Annotated in this window: 14 protein-coding genes; 8 read left to right on the forward strand and 6 right to left on the reverse strand. The window is 49.7% G+C overall.

Going from position 1 to position 21,008, the window contains the following annotated elements; genetic code table 11:
* The first annotated feature begins 197 nt into the window (after nucleotides 1-197).
* The 4 genes from ACJJIR_RS02160 (at nucleotide 198) to ACJJIR_RS02175 (ending at nucleotide 7,447) form a co-directional block, all read left to right on the forward strand.
* A complete protein-coding gene (locus tag ACJJIR_RS02160) occupies nucleotides 198-3,245 on the forward strand; it encodes a hypothetical protein (RefSeq protein ID WP_444907173.1) in 3,048 nt (1,015 codons plus the stop codon).
* 293 nt (nucleotides 3,246-3,538) lie between these two features.
* A complete protein-coding gene (parC, locus tag ACJJIR_RS02165) occupies nucleotides 3,539-5,788 on the forward strand; it encodes a DNA topoisomerase IV subunit A (RefSeq protein ID WP_282931134.1) in 2,250 nt (749 codons plus the stop codon).
* A 137-nt stretch (nucleotides 5,789-5,925) separates the two neighbouring features.
* Nucleotides 5,926-6,375, forward strand: coding sequence for a MarR family winged helix-turn-helix transcriptional regulator (locus ACJJIR_RS02170; RefSeq protein ID WP_444907174.1), 450 nt, complete (start codon nucleotides 5,926-5,928; stop codon nucleotides 6,373-6,375).
* A complete protein-coding gene (locus ACJJIR_RS02175; RefSeq protein ID WP_444907175.1) occupies nucleotides 6,368-7,447 on the forward strand; it encodes an HlyD family secretion protein in 1,080 nt (359 codons plus the stop codon). The genes ACJJIR_RS02170 and ACJJIR_RS02175 overlap by 8 nt, the downstream gene beginning before the upstream one ends.
* Before the next feature lie 63 nt (nucleotides 7,448-7,510).
* Here the strand turns inward: ACJJIR_RS02175 and ACJJIR_RS02180 are convergent, their stop codons facing one another.
* The 3 genes from ACJJIR_RS02180 to ACJJIR_RS02190 all read right to left on the reverse strand — a co-directional run bounded on the left by ACJJIR_RS02180 (nucleotide 7,511) and on the right by ACJJIR_RS02190 (nucleotide 11,125).
* Nucleotides 7,511-7,930: a DUF2147 domain-containing protein gene (locus ACJJIR_RS02180; protein ID WP_108734638.1), complete on the reverse strand. Its 420-nt coding sequence runs from the start codon at nucleotides 7,928-7,930 to the stop codon at nucleotides 7,511-7,513.
* 183 nt (nucleotides 7,931-8,113) lie between these two features.
* Nucleotides 8,114-9,637 carry a protein adenylyltransferase SelO gene (locus ACJJIR_RS02185; protein ID WP_444907176.1) on the reverse strand — a complete coding sequence of 508 codons (1,524 nt, stop codon included), beginning with the start codon at nucleotides 9,635-9,637 and terminating at the stop codon, nucleotides 8,114-8,116.
* Between the two features lie 15 nt (nucleotides 9,638-9,652).
* The gene (locus ACJJIR_RS02190; protein WP_444896005.1) at nucleotides 9,653-11,125 is read right to left on the reverse strand and encodes a Ppx/GppA phosphatase family protein; all 1,473 of its coding nucleotides are present in this window, start codon (nucleotides 11,123-11,125) and stop codon (nucleotides 9,653-9,655) included.
* A gap of 385 nt (nucleotides 11,126-11,510) precedes the next feature.
* Here ACJJIR_RS02190 and ppk1 (ACJJIR_RS02195) point away from each other — a divergent pair, with 385 nt between their 5' ends.
* Complete coding sequence (ppk1, locus tag ACJJIR_RS02195) at nucleotides 11,511-13,559, forward strand: polyphosphate kinase 1 (RefSeq protein WP_444907177.1); 2,049 nt, start codon at nucleotides 11,511-11,513, stop codon at nucleotides 13,557-13,559.
* 360 nt (nucleotides 13,560-13,919) lie between these two features.
* Nucleotides 13,920-15,971, forward strand: a complete 2,052-nt coding sequence (gene ppk1 / locus ACJJIR_RS02200) for a polyphosphate kinase 1 (RefSeq protein ID WP_444907178.1) — start codon at nucleotides 13,920-13,922, stop codon at nucleotides 15,969-15,971.
* A gap of 124 nt (nucleotides 15,972-16,095) precedes the next feature.
* Here ppk1 (ACJJIR_RS02200) and ACJJIR_RS02205 read toward each other — a convergent pair whose 3' ends face one another.
* On the reverse strand, nucleotides 16,096-16,605 hold the full coding sequence (locus ACJJIR_RS02205) for a hypothetical protein (protein ID WP_444907179.1): 510 nt from the start codon (nucleotides 16,603-16,605) through the stop codon (nucleotides 16,096-16,098).
* A gap of 56 nt (nucleotides 16,606-16,661) precedes the next feature.
* A complete protein-coding gene (gene aceK / locus ACJJIR_RS02210) occupies nucleotides 16,662-18,416 on the reverse strand; it encodes a bifunctional isocitrate dehydrogenase kinase/phosphatase (protein ID WP_444907180.1) in 1,755 nt (584 codons plus the stop codon).
* Between the two features lie 156 nt (nucleotides 18,417-18,572).
* On the opposite strand from aceK, the gene ACJJIR_RS02215 reads away from it, so the two are divergent.
* Both ACJJIR_RS02215 and ACJJIR_RS02220 read left to right on the forward strand, forming a co-directional pair.
* Nucleotides 18,573-19,181 carry a MarC family protein gene (locus tag ACJJIR_RS02215; protein WP_413663436.1) on the forward strand — a complete coding sequence of 203 codons (609 nt, stop codon included), beginning with the start codon at nucleotides 18,573-18,575 and terminating at the stop codon, nucleotides 19,179-19,181.
* A gap of 149 nt (nucleotides 19,182-19,330) precedes the next feature.
* Nucleotides 19,331-20,065 carry a sulfite exporter TauE/SafE family protein gene (locus ACJJIR_RS02220; protein WP_444907181.1) on the forward strand — a complete coding sequence of 245 codons (735 nt, stop codon included), beginning with the start codon at nucleotides 19,331-19,333 and terminating at the stop codon, nucleotides 20,063-20,065.
* A gap of 127 nt (nucleotides 20,066-20,192) precedes the next feature.
* On the opposite strand, the gene ACJJIR_RS02225 is transcribed toward ACJJIR_RS02220, so the two are convergent.
* Nucleotides 20,193-20,552, reverse strand: a complete 360-nt coding sequence (locus ACJJIR_RS02225) for a putative quinol monooxygenase (protein ID WP_444907182.1) — start codon at nucleotides 20,550-20,552, stop codon at nucleotides 20,193-20,195.
* Nucleotides 20,553-21,008 lie beyond the last annotated feature (456 nt).

The raw sequence follows: 21,008 nt of genomic DNA on the forward strand, positions 1-21,008 counted from the left end.
CTATATGCGAATTTATTTAATTAATGAATTTGGTGGTAATGCGGGTTGGTGGAAAATCTTTGTAGTTGAATTAAATTAATTGCCATGTTAGAAAGCGTGCGAATTTTATCCTGTTGTATTGTTTTATTGCGGTGAACGTATGTGGATGGATGTGGCAGGCTAAAGGAATAAATTATAAAAATATAGGAAGGGAATAAATGAAATACTCGTCGAAATCGACAGCTGTTATGGGACTGGCACTAGTTGCTGGGCTGTCGTTGCACTCTCCTGCTAGAGGCGAATCTGGAGTCACAGATAAGTTGTCTGGCAGTGAATTGATAGTTGCATTAAAACTAGATGGAGCTAATGCACTGGAGTTTTCTACTGGAATTGGTACTCAAGTAGAAAGTCAGCTGCTAGTAGATGCTATTCGTAAGCAGCTTTATTATAACGAAGCTGATTCAGTAAGTGCTGAGGCAGAGGATCCACAAGGTGGGGTTTATTCTCGCGATAATGCAGCATTCCGTTATTTAGATTTAATGTATAGCTTGGATGCTAAATCTGAAGAGGTTATTAATAGCTATCTTAGCAGTATTTCTCCCAAAGAGTTTTCTGATTTATATGGCAATCCGGAGCGTGCACGTATTTCTGTTGCTGAAACTCTGATTTATGAACAGATAGAGTTATACCCCACGAATTTAGAGCTGCAACAGTCGTTGCTGGATCTTTATTACGATCGAGCGGTCGCAGAAATTGTTCACGCCAATATTGCTCTGGATAAGGCGCTGTCCAGTCGTTTGAATGGAGAGCTGGCTGCTATTGAAATTGAGCATGTCGGGAATGCCTTTACCCTGCTCAATAGTGCTTTCGTTGAGTATGTGGCTCTTGTAGAGAATACGCCCACTTATCTGCAGCAATTGACCAGTTCTCGGGGGCAAGTTAGCCCTCGATATTATGATTCCGTAACAAATACCCAAAACGATGTCGCCCCAGCCGGTGTTCTGCCCGGCGAGTACAAAGATATCACCTTGCTGTACCAGTTAATGGGTAATCTCGCGGCTGTAAAAGTACAGCAGGCAGGTTTATTGATAGAGTCAGACCAGCTTAACTCTTCCTTGTCTACTCAAATGATCGATGAGATTTTATCTTTGCATAATACTCTGGTAGCCAAGGAAGCTGAGTTACGCACTCTATTCTCCGGCACTGATTTTACTGAAGTCTCTCCGCATTCCGGTTTACCTCAGGCGGTAGAGCAGTGGCATTTTCAACTTAATCAGTTGAAAAATGCTATGTCCTGGCTTACCGGTGATACCAACTTCCTCGGTATGTCGAAGTTGGCTGTGCCACATGGCTTTAGCAGCGATACACATTTTGATTCTTTCAATATATTGAGTGAGTTCCTCGATGGGGAAGACACAGGTTTTATTGTGCAGGCGGACAGTAGTCTTGCTACTGCCAAGTTGGATTATGATAACTACCTCCATAATGCCCAGGCATTAACAGAGGCCTATTCAGGGCGCCACCAACTATTATCTAATCGTATATATAGCCTGTTGGGTGCCACATTTATCGATAACTGCTATGAAAAGAGCTGTGTCTATGTAACTGATGATACCCGGAAAAGCAGTGAAGTAGCCTCTTGGTCGCGAAATGTAGCGAATATCCAAGCTTCAATGAAGCTAAGTCTTCAGCGACTAAGTAACCGTTTGGAAACAATCCAATCGGAAGTGGAGCGCTTAGCACTGGATGCCGGTGTTGAAGATGGCTTTGAGCAAATAGTTCTGGATTATCGTTCGCAACAGGACTCGCTTGGTCTTCAAATGAGTCGCCTTCGCGAGAAGCAAGAAGCGCTCGAATCTCGTACCGTATTGTTCGAATCTTTGTCTACAGCCGCCCAGGATTATATGGATGGCAGTTGGGATGCTGTTAGTGAATTCGCAGATCGTGTGGATACGCTTAACAGCACCATTGATGCTTTGGGTGATTTTATTTTGCTGGAGGATGCGAATACTGCCCTGGCAGCTGAGCACCGTGTAAAACTCTACGATAGCAGCGGTAAAATTTTAGAAGCTGGTAGTCGTTATAGATTGGAAAGCCTATGGTTTGAAGTAAATGCCATTATTCTGGAGCTTGTACAAAGTGAGGCGACATTGGTGCAGGAATCCAAGCGTCTGCCTATTATCCTGAATCAGGCTAATCGCATGGTTGCAGATATAATCAATGATGCTCCAGAACTAGCTCAGCGCTATTTTGCGGACCTGATTCATTCACGTCGAGTCTCAAAAGCGGTCTTGAAAGCGACCAATGATTTCGATCAAGCACAAAAATGGCTTCTTTATACTGCCGAGGCCCTTGAGTACAAATGGCAAAGACCATTTGTTATTCGCAATTTAGACATTAGTAAAGAGTCTGTACTCCATCTGCGTAATGCTGAGGATATGTGGGATCTTTACGGTATCATGATGGATTTTGATTGGCCTGGTACAGCCGCTTTGGACCAGTCAACTGATACCTTTTCGATAAAAGAAGAAGTATTTGGTTACATCGATAATGTTAACGGTATTGCGCAAACCTACCTGCACCCAGATCCAAATCAACAAAGTGGTCCCCGTTTAAGTGCCAGGGAGGCTTTCCAAGAGCAGCTGAAATTACTGGCACGCACTTTCGGGTCAGACACCTGGGTAACAATCGAGTTCAGCACAGTGAAAGAACCGGTTAGTGGCAATTTCTTTACCGGTCCGATGTTCCTTGAGGAGGGAGAATCGAGCTGTTTACTTGTTGGTGGGTCCTATATGGATAAGATTGAAACAATAGGCCTCAATATCCCCACCCTGTACAGCATCAGTGGTGAATCTCAAACGCCTGCATACCTCACTTATGGCGGTGCCAGTGTTGTGCGGGACCGGTTTCCTGGTTATGAAATAACCACTGATGACGGCGCTGCTGGCGTTGAGGGAGAGTTCAATACTTACAGTGCATTATTCTGGGATACAGCCGGGCTCTCCCAGCTGGCCGCGGTTAACAATAGCTATCGTGTATCTATGAGTGCGGCTTTGGATGTATTTGGATCTGGAGCAGGCTCTATCAATACAGTTACGGATTTATTCAAAGAGCGTAGTGTTGCGGCAACAGGCTGGCGTTTATCCTTCTTATTAGAAGACATTTACGGTCCACTGGTAGATGTTGAAGCAATCAAGGATATCGAGCTGATTTTTGCGCATCGTCTCAGGTCTCGTAATTTCTCTACCTGTACGACCCCTCTGTAAAAGTCCTACTTCTTTGAGGGTATGTAAATATGAAAGGGGGATTGCGCAATTGCCGCAATCCCTTTTTGCTATAGTCACTGCGTTCCAGGCAGGAAAGGGGAGCCGACACAAGTTACCTATTCCTTCCTAATGCAATAACTGAATAGTGCCATTTTGCATAGAACTAAAGCAGTTCGAGAGTGAGGACTATGCCAATCCCCTTTGCCAGATAGTGCTTCATTACCAGCTCCCTTTGAACCTCCAGCCCCAGTCCGCCATAATCCGCCCCTTCCGAACAAAATAACGAGTGCTGTATGACCGACACCTCTGTTTATGAGGCCACAGAGCGCCTGCCGTTAAAGGAGTACACCGAAAAGGCGTACCTGGATTACTCCATGTATGTGATCCTGGACCGCGCCCTGCCGAATATCGGTGACGGCCTTAAGCCTGTACAGCGGCGTATCGTGTACGCCATGAGTGAGCTGGGCCTGAAGAATACTGCCAAGTATAAGAAGTCCGCGCGCACCGTTGGTGATGTGATCGGTAAGTACCACCCCCACGGCGATAGTGCCGTGTACGAGGCGATGGTACTGATGGCACAGCCGTTTAGTTATCGCTACCCCCTGATTGATGGCCAGGGCAACTGGGGCTCGCCGGATGATCCCAAGTCCTTTGCCGCGATGCGTTACACCGAGTCGCGCATGGGTAAATATTCGGAAGTGCTGCTGTCGGAGCTGGGTCAGGGCACTGTGGACTGGCAGCCCAACTTTGACGGCACCATGGATGAGCCCTGCGTACTGCCTGCGCGGGTGCCCAATATTCTATTGAACGGTACCACCGGTATTGCCGTGGGTATGGCTACGGATATTCCCCCGCACAACTTGCGCGAAGTGGTCAACGCGACTGTAGAGCTGCTGGAAAATCCCAAGGCCACAGTAGAAGAGCTGTGTGAGCATATTCTCGGCCCGGATATGCCCACTGAGGCAGAGATTATTACGCCGCGGGATGATATCCGTAAGATTTACACCTCCGGTCGCGGTTCTATCAAGATGCGCGCTCTGTGGAGTAAGGAAGACGGCGATATTGTCATTACTGCGCTGCCCCATCAGGTGAGCGGTGCCAAGGTGTTGGAGCAGATTGCCCAGCAGATGCAGGCGAAGAAGCTGCCCATGGTGAGCGACCTGCGTGATGAGTCGGATCACGAAAACCCGACGCGCTTGGTAATTGTGCCGAAATCCAATCGGGTGGATATGGAATCGGTGATGAATCACCTGTTTGCCACTACCGATCTTGAGCGCAACTACCGCGTCAATATGAATATGATCGGTATCGACGGGCGCCCGCAGGTGAAGTCCCTCGATAAAATCCTGCGGGAGTGGCTGACTTTCCGCGCCACTACCACCCGTCGTCGTCTGCAGTTCCGTCTGGATAAAGTTGAGAAGCGCCTGCACCTGTTGGCAGGTTTGCTGGTTGCCTTCCTCAATATTGATGAAGTGATCGAAATTATCCGTACCTGTGACGAGCCCAAGCAGGAGCTGATGGATCGCTTTGAGCTCACGGATATCCAAGCGGACTACATTCTCGATACCAAGCTGCGCCAGTTGGCACGCCTGGAAGAAATGAAGATTCGCGGTGAGCAGGCGGAGCTGGAAAAAGAGCGCGATACCCTCACCAAGACCCTGAATAGCGAGCGTCGCCTCAAGACCTTGATCAAGAAAGAGCTTCTGGCCGCAGCCAAAGAGTTTGGCGACGACCGCCGTTCCCCGATTGTGGCTCGTGAAGAGGCCAAGGCGTTTAGTGAATCTGAGCTGCTGTCTTCAGATCCCATCACCGTTATCGTTTCTGAGAAAGGTTGGATTCGCGCGGCCAAGGGCCATGAAATTGATGCGGCAGCGCTCAGTTATAAGGCAGGGGACAGTCTCGGTTTTGCCGCGCGGGGCAAGAGTAACCAGCCCGCGTTATTACTCGATAGCACTGGTCGCAGTTACTCCATTGCCTCCCATACTTTGCCTTCGGCACGGGGGCAGGGCGAACCCCTCAGCGGGCGTATCAACCCCCCCTCCGGTGCCACCTTTGAGGGCTTGTTGATGGGCCCTGATGAGCAGCGAGTGTTACTGGCTTCCGATGCGGGCTATGGCTTTATCGCCAAGCTCTCTGATTTGCAGTCGCGCAATAAGGCAGGTAAAGCCATGCTGACCCTGCCCAAGGGAGCCCAGGTGCTTTCCCCTCAATTGCTGGAGAGCCTCGATGATGTTCTGCTGGCAGCGGTGACCACCGAGGGGCGCATGTTGGTGTTCCCGGTGACTGAATTGCCGGAATTGTCCAAAGGCAAGGGTAACAAGATTATCAATATCACTTCGGCCCGAGCTGCGGCCCGCGAAGAGGTGGTCATCGGTGTTGCTGTATTGAAGGGCAGGGATCAACTGGTCGTTCACGCCGGTAAGCGCCATACCAAGATCAAGATCTCGGAGATGGATCACTATCGCGGCGAGCGTGGCCGGCGCGGCAACAAGCTGCCCCGGGGCTTCCAGAAGGTCGATAAGATTGAGGTTCTGGAGAAATAGATCCATCCCGGATGCAGGTCGAAAGGGCGGTCCTAGTGACCGCCTTTTTTAATGGGGTTTTGGGATATTGATAACTCACACATTGATGAAATAATAAGCAGGCTTATAATGAGCGGCCTTAGACAGGGAGAGCAGATATGTCCAGGGAAGATGCCGTTACTGAAATCAGTTTTGAACTACACAGTGCAGCACGGCTGCTGCGGCGAAACTTCGACCGCAGAGCCAAGGACCACGGGCTGAGTGGATCCCGCTGGCAGGTGCTTTGGCATCTACTGCGCGAGGAGGGCCTCAAGCAGGCAGAGTTGGCCGAGCGCCTGGACCTAGCACCGATCAGTCTGGCGCGCCAGCTGGATAACCTCCAGCAGGAGGGACTGGTGGAGCGGAGGCCCGATCCCGAGGACCGGCGCTGTTTCCGTATTTATCTGACGGAGCAGGCAATGCCGGCCCTTGAGTTACTGGGCGGTGTAGCCCAGCAGACCCGCAGTGAGGCACTTGTGGGCTTTTCCGCCGCAGAGGTGGATCAATTGCAGTCGCTGCTATTGCGGTTGCGCAAGAATTTGACACGTGAAGAGATTGAATGTGACTGAAAAGCTGTCCATTAAGCTAGACCGCGCCGGACAAAGAGAGTTCGCACTCTCCTTTTTCCTGGTACTGGCCGTCCTGATAGGGGGATGGAACCTGTTGCGCGGCAGCGATATTGTCGAGACAGAGAACGCTTACGTGAAAGCGGACAAGATCTCCCTGGCGCCCGAAGTTAGTGGTGTTGTCACCCAGGTGCTGGTGAGTGCCAACCAGGTAGTGGAGAAAGGGCAATTATTGATTCAGATCGATCGCACGGCCTTCGAACTGGCGGTGACAGAGGCGGAGGCGCGCCTGGCTCAGGTGCGCAACGAATTGCTCGCTCGTCGTTCGGAATATGCTGAAGCAGATGCAGCGCTGCAGCAGGCTCGCAAAGATGCGGACTTCTATCGCCGCCAGTTGGAGCGCAATGAAAAACTGAGCAAGGTGGCGTTTTCCGAGGCGGAGCTGGACAGCGCCCGTCAGCAGCTGGAGCGCGCCCGCGCCCAGATCACCATTAATGCTGAGAAGCTCTCCAGCTTGCGCGCTGAACTGGGAGGTGATCCCAGTATTGCCCTGGAAGAGCAGGCAGATTTAAAAGTGGCTCAGGCGCAACTGGATACCGCCCGCTACCAATTATCGCGCACGCGCATTATTGCTCCAGTGGATGGCACTATTGCGAATACCGTACCTAAGGTGGGGGAGATGGCCACCTTGGGCATTAACCTGCTGCAAATGATTGGTTCCACTGGCCTTTGGGTGGAGGCCAACCTGAAAGAGACCGAGCTGGGTCGCGTGCGCACGGGCCAGCAGGCGGAAGTGACCCTGGATGCCTACCCGGATTTTGAGTGGCAGGCTCAGGTGGACAGTATGAGTCCCGCCAGTGGCAGTGAGTTTGCTTCCACACCGCCGCAGAATGCCAGTGGCAAGTGGGAGAAAGTGGTGCAGCGGGTGCCAGTGCGCCTGCGTCTATACCCTCTCAAGGACTCTCCGCCTCTGCGCGCAGGTATGAGCGCCAAGGTACGAATTGATACCAGTGAAGATGAAAAAGTGGTGTCGGCCCGTGCAACGAGCGGTGAAAGCGGCAGGGTGGTGCTTTAACTGGGGTTGAGAGAGAGGGTTCTGGGCCCGATAGAACTCGGGCCCGAGAGCTGCACTAGTTGCTTATTGAACTCGGTGCCAAGTTTGGGTGCGGTAGAGGAAGCCCAGGTAGCCGCGCAGCTTAAGGGTGTTGTCATCCTCCAGCCAGACTTTAAGGTCGTAAACCTTGCCTTTTACCGGGTCGAGAATTTCCCCGTCCTCGTATTTTTTCCCTTTCTTTTCCAGCCCGCTGATGACATCCATGCCGACAATGGGCTTACCTTTCAGGTCGCCTGGGCACTTGTCGCAAACGGTGTCGTTAGGCTTCATCAGAAGATCCACTACCTTGCCGTAATACTTCCCATCCTTTTCATAGATGTTGACGATGGACTTTGTCTCTCCGGTCTCGTCATCGATAGTGCGCCAGTTGCCCAGGATATCTGCAGCACTGGCCTGCAGGGCGAACAGCAGGCCAAAGGTGGCCAGAAGCAGGTTTCTAATCATCACTTATTTTCCTATGTAAAGTAGGGTGACCCGGATATTACATCAAGTCACCTGCGAGGGCAGTGGGCTAGTCGTCATCAGGTAAAATCTAACAGTCAAAAAGTAGCATTTGGCCACATATCCCTGCCTTTTCTCTCTATTTGTCCCAATTTCGGGACCTTTGTGTGTTACCCAAAGGCACCTTTAAGAGGAACAGCTCAAGGGGATACGCTTGCCGGATTCTGGCGGTGCACTGGCCCAGACTTCCCGCTCCGGGTGCTCGGCGAAAGGGGATTGCAGTAACTGGCGCAGAGTCCGCAAAGGATGATAGTCGCCATCTTCAGCAGCCTCGATGACCTTCTGTGCCAAATAGTTGCGCAGAATGTATTTCGGGTTGACTGACAGCATGGCTAGATTGCGCTCCCGGGAGTTATTTGCCTCCCGGGTGAGGCGGCGATCGTAGTGCTCCAGCCATTGATCCAGGGCGCTGTGGTGAGTGGGTTTGAGTAACTCGTGCAAAGCGCTGGCCGGACGCTCCCCCCGGTAGTGGGCCAGGGCTCGGAAAAACAGGCTGTAGTCGGCCTGGCCGTGTTGAAGCAACTTCAGCAGTTCCGAGCAGAGGGCCTGGTCGCCATCCTCTTCTTTTTCCAGGCCCAGTTTGGCCCGCATACGTTGCGCATAGGCCTCGCTTACCACCGGCTGGAATTGCTCCAGGCATTCGCGTAGGGCGTCTACACCGACAAAGGCCGACAGTGCATGGGCGAGAGCATTCAGGTTCCACAGTACGACTCCAGGCTGTTGCTCAAAGGCGTAACGGCCGGTGTGGTCGGAGTGATTGCAGATAAAAGTGGGGTCGTAGTCGTCCAGGAAGGCGTAGGGCCCGTAGTCAAAGGTGTCGCCAATAATCGACATGTTATCGGTGTTGAGCACGCCGTGGGCAAAGCCTACGGACTGCCAGGCTGCAACTAGCTCTGCACTGCGGCGGGTGGTAAAGCGCAGCAATGCTTCAGCTTGGTCGCCCACTGCCATACCCTCTGTACCCGGTATAAAGCGTCGGCAAATAACCCCGATCAACTCCTGCAGGGCCTCCAGTTGTTTGGTGTAAAACAGGTATTCAAAGTGACCGAAACGCACGTGGCTCTCTGCCACTCGGATCAGCATGGCCCCGGTTTCAATTTTCTCACGGGTGACAGGTTCGTCGCTTCCGACAATGCACAGTGCCCGGGTGCTGGGAATACCGAGGCCGTAGAGTGCCTCACTGGCGAGGTACTCCCGTATGGTGGAGCGCAATACTGCGCGGCCATCACCAAAGCGGGAGTAGGGCGTTTGTCCTGCACCCTTTAAATGCAGTTCCCAGCGCCGGCCTTCACTCTCGATTTCACCCAACAGCAGTGCTCGCCCATCCCCCAGGTCAGGGTTGTAGACCCCGAACTGGTGACCGGTGTATTTCATCGCAAATGGGCGGCTTCCCTTAAACAGGCGGGCGCCGCAGCCCAGCTCGGCCCAGGCGGGGTCAGATTTCTCATTGGGATCTATTCCCAATAGTTGCAGCACTGAAGGGTTGGTATCGATTACCTTGGGGTGGCGAAAAGGAGTGGGTGCTATGGGGGTGCCAAAGGCTTCCCCCATATCCGCATAGTGGTGTTTGAGAGTGACTTCGCTCAGTTTCATAGCTTTTGATTGTAGGGTGAATATTCGAGTAAAACGCCAGTGTCCAGAGTGGCTCACAAGGGCCCCTGGCTCTTATATCGCCGTTATCTGTAGGGGCCGATTTTGCGAGCGCCAGTGTTGCTCTTCCTGCTCCAACAATTCTGCAATTGCCGGGCTATCCTCCAGCCACTGTTGATCGGCTTCCAGGTGATAGGCGTCTCCCTGGTCATATAGCTTTAAGCCATCCAGGCTGCGTTCGGTGCGGTCCCTGTGAATAATACATCCGAGGCGCAGGCATAACAGAAGGTCTGGGCTGGGGTGGAAGCCATAGTGCTCCCGTGGCGGTTTGATTCTTCCCCGTTGGTTGTGCACCAGATAGGCCAGGTGCTCCTGTTCACTTTTGGCAAATCCGGCCATATCGGCGTGTTTAACCATATAGGCCCCCAGCTTGCGGAAGCTACTGTGAGTTAGGGCCAGGCCGGTTTCGTGCAACTGGATAGCCCAATGCAGTCGCACCTTGCCTTCTGGTGGGTATTGGGGGCGCAACTGCTGCAGGAGCTTGAGTGAGGTGGAACTGACACGTTTAGCCTGGTTGGTATCTACCTGCCAGCGCTCTACCATGGCGGCAATCGTATCTGCACGTCGATCCCCGCCGTGCAAGCGCCCGGCCAAGTCGTGCACTATGCCCTCGCGGATTGCATAGGGTGAGACTTCCATACGCATAATGTCGAGTTCGCAGAATATTGCATGCAGTATCGCTAAGCCGGCAGCGAATACCGGCCGACGCTCTTCATCCAGGTAGGGTAAATCCAGGTCCGAGATATGTTTGGCGGAGGAAACCCGGTGCGCAAGCTGATCGATATCCCCGCGCTTGATCGCCTTTACTTCACCAACATTGCAAATCCTGGCAACCGCTTTGATAGTCCCGGAGCAACCGGTAACTTCCGCGCCTTCGGCAATATGCTGTAGCTCCTGCAATTCGGCCCGCGCTGCTCGCCGAGCGCGCTGGAAGTGGTTTACGGTGTTGCGGCTGATCAGGCCATCGGCGAAGAAACGTTTACTGTAGGAAACACAGCCTATATCCAGGCTTTCCAGTTGCTGTGGAGTATCACCACCGCGAACCAGCTCCGTAGAGCCACCGCCAATATCAATAATGCAGCGCAAGCGAGGGGGGCCATTGGCGGCGGCGAGAACCCCGGTGAAGATCAGGCGGGCCTCCTCGATACCGCTGATAATTTCCACCGGCACTCCGAGTATTGATTCCACTTCTTCCAAAAAGCCATCGGCATTGGCCGCAGCCATACGCAGAGTATTTGTACCCACGACACGTACATGGTCGAGGGGCAGTTTATCCATCACTGGTTGAAAGCGTTGCAGAGCAGCCAGGGCCCGTTCGGTTACCGCCGGGTCCAAGTGGTGGTTAATATCCAGCCCCTCGGCCAGGCGCACCATTGCTCTGTCTGTGTGCAGGCGTACCATGCGCTGATCACGAAATTCCGCCAGGAGCAGATGGAAACTGTTTGAGCCCAAATCTAGGGCGGCATAGCGTTCGTTTGGAGCTTGCATCAATATCCCGTTGAAAGCGCTAATGTATGGAGTCGGACGCTCTATTATTCATTTTGCCACTTTTCAGTCCAATAGTGGGTGCAGTCAATTTACAGCGCACCAAAAAGGCGCCACCTATAAAAGTGTTACAAAATTATTAAATATCTTTTATAAATAAAAGATATTTTTTATTTATTTGTGCCAATTTATGGACTGAAACAGTGTGGCAGAAAACTGTGAAGCCATACTAGATCGTTATATTGCTATAGGCGCTTGCTCACAGCCACATTTCAGTGGCATATTTCTTTACTTAATCTTGACCCTCAGCCCGGTGTTAAGGCTGCTTCCAGAATAATCTGGATTTTTAAACTGCCGTCAGATACTGGGTGCGTTTTATGGTTTTGCAATGTCTAACGATGTGCCTCTATTTCCCAAAGAGTTGAGCTGGCTTTCATTTAACGAGCGTGTTTTACAGGAGGTGGAAGATGAAAGTGTGCCTGTTATTGAGCGCGTACATTTTTTGGGAATCTTCTCTAATAACCTGGATGAGTTTTTCCGTGTGCATGTTGCAGCGGTACGTCGTTTAGCAGCCTTTTCCGTTGGCGGAGAAAAGAAGGAATACTACAGTAATCTATTGCAATCGATTAATAATCGAGTGTTGAGGTTACAGTTGCGCTATGCAAAGGCCTATAACAAAGCTTTAAAGGATCTGGCAAAGCATGATATCCATGTGGTTAGGGAGACTTCGCTTAGCGATAACCAGCGCCAGTTTGTAGAAAGTTACTTTCACCGGGAAGTGCTTCCGGAGTTGGAGCCATTCTTTATCGACGGGCGCAAGCCTATGCCATTGATTAATGAAACCAGTATCTATTTTGCGATAGCACTTGAATTGGATGATGGTACCGAGCGGTATGTGGCAATGGAGATTCCTACGGATACACTTCCCCGCTTTGTGGAGATTCCTCCACGGGAGGGGAAGCGGGAGAAAGTCTACATCGTTCTCGATAATATTATCCGAGGATGCCTTAAAGAAATATTTCGCCATGTGGTGCCTATCGCTAAAGCCAGCGCCTATACCTTTAAGATCAGTCGCGATGCTGAGTTGGAGTTAAGTGAAGAGGTAACCCAGAATATTCTCGATCGAATGGAGCGCTCACTAAAAAAGAGAAAGCGCGCAGATCCGGTGCGTATGGCCTACGATGGCGATATGCCTGAGGCTCTACTGGAGTTGGTGAAGAAGAAACTGAAAATGGGTCGTTATGATACCTATACCCCCGGTGGGCGTTATCACAACTCCAAAGATCTGATGAAATTCCCGGGAGAATCCGCCCGACTTCGCTATAAGCGCCTCACACCTCTGCCAGCCTTACCGAAAAATGAAAGTGTATTTTCACAGCTATGCGCAGGGGATCGGCTTTATTATTATCCCTATTATGACTTCCATGCGATTGTCAATTTCCTGGCCTCTGCCGCACTAGACCCTCAAGTTAAAGAAATTCGGATTAATCTCTACCGGGTAGCAAAGAACTCCCGTGTAGTTGCGGCTCTGGTTAATGCGGTTCGCAATAACAAAAAAGTGACTGCGGTGGTGGAGTTGCGGGCGCGCTTTGATGAAAAGGCCAATATCCATTGGTCCCATGAGTTGAGCGATGCCGGGGTGAATGTAGTGTATGGCATGCCCAACCTCAAAGTACATTGCAAGTTAATTTCTGTGCTTCGTCGCGAGGATGGCAAAGACCGTTTCTACAGCCATCTAGGCACCGGTAACTTTAATGAGAATACAGCGAAGGTCTATTGTGATTTTAGCTTATTGACCAATAACCAGGAGCTGGGTAGGGACGTGTACAATGTATTTGAGTTTATGCAGGCACCGCGTAAGCGCCCTTCTTTTAAACGTATTATCACTTCACCTTTTTTCTATCGGGATGCGATTACTACAGCGATAGATCGTGAAATTGATGCCGCCCAGGCGGGGAAGGAAGCGGCGCTATTTTTCAAGTGTAATAACCTTGTGGATAGTCAGATTATTGAGCAGCTGTATCGTGCCAGTGCCGCAGGTGTAAAAATTCGTATTATCGTTCGTGGGATGTGTGCATTGGTTTGTGAAACTCCGGGCGTATCAGACAACATTCGTATTATCAGTTTGGTAGATAAGTACCTGGAGCATGCCCGGGTCTATATTTTTCACAATGGTGGTGATGAGCTGATGTGGTTGTCTTCGGCGGACCTGATGAAACGAAACCTGGATCAGCGAGTTGAAGTCACTTTCCCGCTTATGAATCCGGAGCACCAGGCTACAGTTCGCAAAATTATGGAATTGCAGTGGAGTGATAATCAGAAGGCGCGGCTGATTGATGCCAAGCAAACAAATTCCAAGTTGGCTAATGAGGGACGAAAAGGTTGTCGATCCCAGGATGCCATCTATCGCTTTTTAAAGCAGCGTGAGGCGGAGTAGTATAGATCGCCAATAATGGACTGCAGACCTTCCTTAGACTAAATGGTGACCCTTCAGTTTGTCTGTGGGGTCACAAATACCATTTGCACTGTTAACATCACTATTCTACCCAGTTTAGGCTATCACTCTTGATAGAGTGCATCTTTTCTCTATTTATTGATCCCGCTACCAAGATAGAAACTCTACCGTTGGTTTTATAGCCGATATCACAAGGAGTTAATCCAAAAATACGCTGTCACCTTGTTCTATTATTTTATAGTTAGCCAGATTTTAAGCTCTGTACCAGTAGGGCGGATTTAGGGAGGCTGGCATCTGGATTTTGGTGATTAATAGTAGAAGCGTTGGTGAAGTGCTCTATCTATGCTGAATGATATTCCTCTATTTCCCAGCGAATTAAGCTGGCTATCTTTTAATGAGCGAGTACTGCAGGAAGCCGAGGATGAAACAGTCCCGGCTATCGAACGGGTACACTTTCTCGGAATTTTTTCCCAGAATATGGATGAGTTTTTCCGCATTAAGGTGGCTGGTGTGCGGAGGTTGGCGAGTATTGATTCTGGTGTGGGGCAGAGGGAGCACTTTTCCCAGCTATTGAAAACTATTAATGATCGTATTTTGACACTTGAAAAGCGCTATGCCGAAGCTTATGTCAAAGTGTTATCGGGATTGAAAAAACATAGTATTTATCTTGTTCGAGAAGATAGCTTAAATAGCCATCAGTTGGGATTTGTAAAAAATTACTTCCATAGCCTGGTTTTACCGGAGTTAGAGCCTTTTTTTATCGATGGCAGGTCAGCAATGCCATTGCTGAGTGACAACAATATCTATTTCGCTATCACTTTGAATTTAAAAGGGGAACCAAGCAGATATGCAGTTATGGAAATCCCCACTGCTATTCTTCCCCGGTTCCTGGAAATCCCATCGCGCCAAGGCAGGAAAGAGAAAGTTTACATCGTTCTGGATAATATTATTCGAGTGTGCCTGGAAGAAGTCTTCCGCAATGTCCTGCCTATTCTTTCTGCTAAGGCCTATATGTTCAAGATAAGTCGGGATGCAGATATTGAGCTGGGGGAGTATGTCAACAGGGATATTCTCGAACGTGTTGAACGGTCGCTTAAACAGCGTAAGCGTGCAGAGCCGGTACGTCTTGCTTACGACATGGAAATGCCTAATACACTGTTAGAGCTGATTAAGAAAAAGCTGAAGATGGGATCCAGGGATAGTTATACCCCTGGTGGGCGTTATCACAACTCCAAAGATCTTATGGGCTTTGCCCCGGATTCCAAAAGTTGTCGGTATAGAAGGCCGGCACCGCTCTTGGCTTTATCCACCAGTGAAAATATTTTTGACCAATTGCAAGACGATGATGGATTGTTCTGTTATCCGTACCATGATTTTTGGGCAATAACAAATTTCCTTGCTTCGGCCTCTATTGACCCGCAGGTAAAAGAGATACGTATTACCTTGTATCGAATGGCGAAAAACTCAAGGGTAATCGCGGCGTTAATTAATGCGGCTAGAAATAATAAAAAAGTAATTGCGGTTGTTGAATTGCGGGCGAGTTTTGATGAAAAAGCCAATATTTATTGGTCCCGTAAATTAATAGAAGCAGGAGTGTTGGTTGTTTACGGTGTTCCAGAAATGGAGGTTCATGCGAAGTTAATTTCTGTAGTTCGCCGTGAGCAGGGAAAGAATCGCTTTTATACCCAGTTGGGAACAGGGAATTTTAACGAGAGTACTGCTCGTGTCTACTGTGATTTCAGTGTATTGACTAATGATCAGGGAGTGGGGCGCGACATCTATAACTTGTTTGAATTTATGCGATTCCCCAATACAAAACAGGTTTTCAAGCATATTATCGTTTCTCCTTTCTCATTGAGAAGTTCGTTTGAGCAGGCCATAAACCGGGAAATAGAGGCTGCCCTTGCTGGGCGTAAAGCTGGCATATTCTTTAAGTGCAACAGCCTGATAGACAGCAAGCTGATTGCCCACCTTTATCGGGCGAGCGCTGCGGGAGTAGAGATTCGATTACTCGTTCGCGGTGAGTGCTCTTTGGTATGCGACACTCCTGGATTATCCGACAATATTAAGGTGATCAGTTTGGTGGATAAGTTTCTGGAGCATGCAAGGATTTATGTGTTTCATAATGGTGGCGATGAACTGATGTGGATGTCCTCTGCAAACCTGAAAAACCGCTGTCTGGATCAACGGATCGAAGTCACTTACCCGGTGACCAATTCTCGACACCTCCGAACCATTAAGAAGATCATGGAATTACAGTGGCATGATAATCAGAAGGCCCGCTTAATTGATGCCGGTCAAACCAATACCAGATTGGCTAATGAAGGGAGTAGAGGTTGTCGGGCCCAGGACGCTATTTACCGCTACTTGAAGAAGCATTCCCAGAGGTACTAAAAAAGGCAGAAGGGAATTGTACGGTGCCCAAGGGTGTATGGGCATAGATGCTTTACAGACCTAACTGGGTGTCTTCACCGCATGTCTCAAATACTGTCTATCACGCTAGAGGCAACTCTTTTCTTTAGTTGGGGCTAAATCCCACCAGTTGTCCATCACTAAATGAAAAACGATAGCCCTGGCCCACCTTCAGCCGCTGGCCGCAGGGGGATTGAATCGTAATACGGGGATATTGTGGTGTTGAGATCCAGGTCGCAAAGTCGCCTCTGGGTCCTCGTCCCAGCAGCTGGTAATAATCTCCGTAGTTACAGAAGGCTGCTGGCGTACACCTTTCCGCGCCCCAGACATAGGCAATCACGTCGAACTGTTGGGGGAGGCCGTATGACTCTACGAATGGTTGTCGCGGATTTTCGGTAAAAGTAAACACTTCATCAAAGGACAGGGTTGGAAACCCCCGAGCGGGGGTTGCGCAGCTAACCACATGGGGTTTTCCTGTGATTCGTGCGTAAGGTGGTGGGCGCTTTGCCGGCGGAAGCTTACCGGGGATGGACATCTCGCTGGGGAAATAGCCGCAACCGCTGGTCGTCAGCAGGGAAACAGTTGCGGCAACTAGAGCCCAGCGAAAAATATGCACGGATTATCCGCTCCCTTGGAAAAGTCCTCCTACCAATATAGTCATAGATTGGTCGTCTACTTTTGTTGTGCACGGTTATGGGAACGGCGCGGGAAACGCCACTTGCGTCGATAGGGGAAAGCACTCTCCACATGTCCGGCGCGAATACGATCTTGTAAGAGTTTCCAGAAGCGATAGTTGTATAAATCGCCGTGCTGCTTTTCGAATGCAGCGCGCGCGGTGGGATTGCCAGAGAAGAACAGGCGGAATTCTTCCGGGAAGACGTCGGCTTCTGCGACGGTATACCAGGGCTTGTCGGCCAGCTCCTGCTCAGAGGTATGAGCTTCGGGAATCTTGCGGAAGTTACATTCCGTCAATGGGCAGAGTTCATCGTAATCGTAGAAGACTACCCGCCCGTGACGGGTAACCCCAAAGTTTTTCAGCAACATGTCGCCTGGGAAGATATTTGCGGCTGCCAGCTGTTTGATGGCATTGCCATATTCTTCCATGGCTTCTCTAGTTTGCTCTTCATTGGCGTGTTGCAGGTAGAGGTTAAGCGGTTCCATACGCCGCTCTACATATAGATGTTTGATGATGACCCGCTTCTCATCAATGATCAGTTTTGATGGTGCCACTTCCTGCAGTTCTTTGATCAGCTCTTCACTGAAGCGATTGCGGTAGAAAATAAAGTAAGAGTACTCCTGGGTGTCAGCCATACGGCCGACCCGGTCAGAGCGGGATACGAACTTGTACTTTTCTTTTACGATCTTCTCGGTGACAGTTTTCGGCTGGTCGAACTCATCTTTAATGACTTTAAATACCACCGGGTAGGAGGGCAATGTGAATACACTCATCACCATCCCTTTAATGCCTGGTGCAATAACAAACTTGTCGTTACTGACCTTCATATGGGCGAGGATATGGCGGTAGAACTCGGTCTTACCGTGTTTGTGGAAGCCGATAGAGTTGTAAAGCTCAGACTTCTCCTTGAGCGGCATAATGGTGGACAGGAAGCGCACAAAGCGGGAGGGGATTGGCGCATCCACCATAAAGTAGGAACGGGTAAAGCTGAAAATGATACTGGCGGAGTCGTTATTGTAGATAAGGGTGTCCACAAAAATACCGCCGCGCCCGTTGTTTAGGCAGGGCAGGATCATGGGGATAACTTCGCCGTTCAGGATTATGCGCCCCACCAGATAGGCCGCTTTGTTACGGTAGAAAACCGACTCCAGCATGTCCACTCGCAAGTGTTTCTCGTTGTCCACATTGGCCAGAGGTGCACTGCGCAGGGATTCGCAGATATGGGCAATGTCGCGCTCCATATTCTCCCAGGGCGTGGAGAAGCTGAAATCCTTGAGAATATCTTCGATCATACACTCGAGGCCGTGGCGGCCGCTGTAACTGATATAGATGCTGTAATCCCGTAGCGGCTTGTCTTCCGGTGCTCGGGACGGCTTGACGAAGATATTGCTGTCGTGAATGTTGGTGTGGTGAAACTGGCTGCAAAACACCGAGTTAAAAAAGGTCTCGGCGATCTCATAATTGCTGTGATTGGCAATCAGCTGTGCATAAGTGGCGCGGGCATCACGCCACAGCTCCAGCTGGCTGGTGTCCTTGCTGGTTACCGAATGGACCAGATCCACCACTTGGGTGACCTTGGTTTTGTACAGATCGATCCGGGCTTTATTGGCCTCGTGTGCCGCTTGCCAGGAGGCGGTTTCAAAACGGGCCTTGGCGCCCAAAGTGATGTTCTGATAGTCTGCGAAATAGGCGTCAAAACCATTGAGGATGGTTTTAGCGATGCGTCGGGCGGTCGGTGAGTGATTCGTCATGCACTAGACTTTTTTTCTAAGTTACAAGTTACGCTTGCGCCAGCAGTTACCGTAGATAACGGCGTTGGACCCCCTAAGCACACCTCGCTCCGGTCCTGCCCATACTGCCTGGGGCTCTAATTAAGCGGATAGTAGCACGGCACGTCGGAGTCCCAATTGAACGATTGGATCAGTAGCTTTGTCTTTTTCTTTGCTGTGATTGACCCGGTGGGTACTCTGCCAGTGTTTATCGCAGTCACTTCACGACATGCAGAGTGGCAAAAGCGCAGGATAGCCTGGCTGGCAGTACTCGTCGCAACCGGGATCTTGTTGTTCTTTTTGGTCGCAGGGCAATTCTTCCTCGAGGCGATTGGCGTGCCCCTTTCTGCATTTCAGGTAGCCGGAGGCGTCGTCCTGTTCCTGTTTGCCTTAACCATGATATTTGGTGAGAGCAAGCCAGAGCAGGAGATAGAAATCATCCGTGAGGGGCATGAGACAGCGATTTTCCCTCTTGCGGTGCCCTCCATTGCCTCACCCGGAGCCATGCTCGCGGCTGTGGTACTCACAGATAACCATCGATTTGATGTGGTTCATCAGCTGAGTACAGCATCTGCCATGGTAGCGGTGTTGGCGATAGTGATATTGCTGCTGCTAACTGCCAACTGGATATATCGATTTATTGGTGATGCCGGGGCCAGTATCGTGAGTCGAGTTATGGGGCTGATCCTGGCCTCAGTGGCAACAACCAATGTACTTGTTGGGATTCAGCAGTTCTTTTCAATTTAGCTACTGGCATTTGGTTTTGTACTGGTTGAGCTAAGGCTGCGTTTCTTCTAGTGAAGAGAGTATTGGATTGCCGGTTAGTGTTGGAGTTGCGTCCAAGCCTGAATTTCTACTTTATTCACTGTGATTTTGGTGACTTCTGAAGCGGTAAAATGATAGAGCTATTGCTGCTGTTTTTTGGCGTCTTGATTTGGTATATCAGCACGCTTGCGGCCGGGGGCGGGGCACTGCTCCTTGTTCCAGTGATTAGCTTTATCGTTGGCCCACACCTGGTTGCACCAACGGTAACCATTGCCAAGTGCCTGGCTTCGCCCTACCGGGCACTGGTTTTCTGGTCCTATATTGATTGGCGGGTAGTACGCTGGCTTACTCCGGGAAGCTTAGTCGGGGCATTGCTAGGTGCATATTCCTATACACAGATGTCCCCAGAGTGGATACAAATAGTGGTTGGGCTTTTTTTAATGTCCACGATACTTCAGTATCGCTTTGGCCATAGGGAAAGATCTTTTCCCATGTCACTTCCCTATTTTTTACCTCTGGGATTGGTGACCGCTTTTGCTTCCGGTCTTATTGGGGCAATGGGTCCCCTTAAGAACCCTTTCTTGCTGAATTATGGTCTCGAGAAAGAATCCCTGATAGCCACTAAGGCCTTTAATGGGCTATTAATGCAGCTTGTAAAGCTGGGAACTTATATTACATTCTCGGCGGTATCCCTAGAGTTGGCATTCTATGGTGTGGCGGCTGGGCTCGGGGGGATTATTGGTGTAACCCTCGCTAAAAGGAGATTGAATCAGGTCAGCTTTAAAAAGTTTAGGAAATACACTCTATTGGTAATGTTTTTGTGTGGCTTGGTATTAGTGATAAAAGCGCTTTATGACATGGTTTAGATTTATAGGGATAGTATTTATAATTTATTGCTAGAGCTAACCGTTTGGAAAGCAAAGAATTAAAATTCGCTCTCCTAATTACAATACTATAATCATAAGAATTAGTATAATTTTTATATCCAGTTTATTAATGACTGCGCTCGAATCCTGCATAGGTGTGATACTGCTGGGGGGTTAGGCCTGCATGGCGTGCCTGAAGATCCTTGGGAAGATCGCCTAAATAGACGACGCGAGTGGGTTCTGCCGTCTTGAGCCAGCGCTCTGAATAATTCTCCCAGGTATCCACATGTTTATGCGCGGCACTTACATCCTTGAAATGCTCGTATACAATAATTTCTCCACTATCAGAAATATAGTACTGATAATTCAATGTCCCCGCTTCTTGCTGCGAGGTTATCTCTACCATTTCATCAACAATTGACTTAAAGGCCTGCTCCTGTCCGTTCTTTATTTTCGCCTCCACAAGCCAGCCAACATTATTAAACATAAGTATCTCCAATACGGTTTAAGAGGCTTTGACATAAGTGGTAGAGCAACAATTGTCCTGGAAGCATGTTGACTGATAAGCAACCTGTCGCTAAATGCCAGAGGGAGAGTAACTGCTCTACTCAGGAAGAAGATCAAGCGATGGTCCTAGATATTGTAGACGACATCGTGGCGTCTAGTTTGGTAAGGCTAGCTATTTGATAGCTCTCTAGTTGCACTGAACTTCACCAGGCTCCTTATATCAGAAACCTGCTTCAGGAGTGACTGTTGGTTCATTGTTTGGTCTAAGAGAGGGTTCAATGCTTGTGTTGTGAGATAAGCCCAATTGTATTCAGCTATTCTTTAGAGGCTCCTTAATATCTTAAGAGTGGCATGTTTTCTATATGTACTGATTGGTAAACAACGATGAGATCCCCGGATCAGCAACAATTTCTAAATTTAGCGTTCTAGAGACAAT

The organism is Microbulbifer maximicatervae (SeqCode) (assembly GCF_052467385.1).

Excerpts from the sequence above, each read along its gene's own strand:
- ACJJIR_RS02160 (WP_444907173.1), top strand. The coding sequence starts at position 198 with ATGAAATACTCGTCGAAATCGACAGCTGTTATGGGACTGGCACTAGTT.
- parC (WP_282931134.1), top strand. The coding sequence starts at position 3,539 with ATGACCGACACCTCTGTTTATGAGGCCACAGAGCGCCTGCCGTTAAAG.
- ACJJIR_RS02170 (WP_444907174.1), top strand. The coding sequence starts at position 5,926 with ATGTCCAGGGAAGATGCCGTTACTGAAATCAGTTTTGAACTACACAGT.
- ACJJIR_RS02180 (WP_108734638.1), bottom strand. The coding sequence starts at position 7,930 with ATGATTAGAAACCTGCTTCTGGCCACCTTTGGCCTGCTGTTCGCCCTG.
- ACJJIR_RS02190 (WP_444896005.1), bottom strand. The coding sequence starts at position 11,125 with ATGCAAGCTCCAAACGAACGCTATGCCGCCCTAGATTTGGGCTCAAAC.
- ppk1 (WP_444907177.1), top strand. The coding sequence starts at position 11,511 with ATGTCTAACGATGTGCCTCTATTTCCCAAAGAGTTGAGCTGGCTTTCA.
- ppk1 (WP_444907178.1), top strand. The coding sequence starts at position 13,920 with ATGCTGAATGATATTCCTCTATTTCCCAGCGAATTAAGCTGGCTATCT.
- aceK (WP_444907180.1), bottom strand. The coding sequence starts at position 18,416 with ATGACGAATCACTCACCGACCGCCCGACGCATCGCTAAAACCATCCTC.
- ACJJIR_RS02220 (WP_444907181.1), top strand. The coding sequence starts at position 19,331 with ATGATAGAGCTATTGCTGCTGTTTTTTGGCGTCTTGATTTGGTATATC.
- ACJJIR_RS02225 (WP_444907182.1), bottom strand. The coding sequence starts at position 20,552 with ATGTTTAATAATGTTGGCTGGCTTGTGGAGGCGAAAATAAAGAACGGA.